The sequence below is a fragment of the Christiangramia aquimixticola genome, assembly GCF_048285835.1.
Lineage (GTDB): Bacteria > Bacteroidota > Bacteroidia > Flavobacteriales > Flavobacteriaceae > Christiangramia > Christiangramia aquimixticola.
This window is the reverse complement of the sequence record NZ_JBLVTL010000092.1, coordinates 1-346: the sequence shown is the minus strand read 5'-3', so window position 1 is coordinate 346 and position 346 is coordinate 1. Positions and strand designations below refer to the sequence as shown.

General features: G+C 42.2%; 1 protein-coding gene. It reads left to right on the top strand.

What is annotated here, in order from left to right:
- Positions 1–346: hypothetical protein (locus ACNKXV_RS13650; protein WP_417908273.1), on the top strand; the 346-nt coding region annotated here is incomplete at both ends.

Here is a 346-nt window from a genome sequence, read left to right as displayed (position 1 = left end):
AATCCTGATCAATGATGATCGAAAGGTCTCAGAAATGACTTTTGCCAATAATTCAGTGTCTTACACGGCCTTCATCCCGCTCAGTGGTACCGTCAATCTGTATCCCATTGATTTTGGAATAGTCAAAGAAAAGGAACTCAAACTTCTCACTCAGATACCCGGCCGAGTGGGAGATAATCGAACTATTATTATCCAATTGGATACAACAGCTCAATTCAATTCTGTCTTTAGAAAAGAACTGAGAGCTACCACAACTGGGGTAGTGGAATGGCCTGTGACACTTTTAACAGGTGCGGATTCCACAACCTATTTTTGGAGGACTAAATACCAAGATCCCCTTCCAGGT